The organism is Bradyrhizobium sp. Kon58 (assembly GCF_055807455.1).
This window is the reverse complement of the sequence record NZ_JBVVOT010000683.1, coordinates 1-233: the sequence shown is the minus strand read 5'-3', so window position 1 is coordinate 233 and position 233 is coordinate 1. Positions and strand designations below refer to the sequence as shown.

1 protein-coding gene is annotated in these 233 nt (G+C 63.1%); it reads right to left on the bottom strand.

What is annotated here, in order from left to right:
- A partial coding sequence (locus AC0L20_RS41930) for an efflux RND transporter permease subunit (RefSeq protein ID WP_473295983.1) occupies positions 1-233 on the bottom strand: 233 nt, incomplete at both ends.

The following is a 233-nucleotide window of genomic DNA, read 5'->3' as shown; positions in this document are numbered from 1 at the left end:
CCGGCACCGATAATGAGGTGCCGCTGAGGAACAGCATCCACACGATCCCCGCCAGTGCCGCCGGCAGCGCGGTGATGATCACAAAGGGGTCGGCCCAGGACTGGAAGTTGACCACGATCAGCAGGTAGATCAGCACCACGGCGCCGAGCACCGACAGGCAATACACGCTTTCCTTGGGCGACGACAGAATACCGCCACCGTAGATGCGTCGACCTTCGGGCGTGTCCACCAGG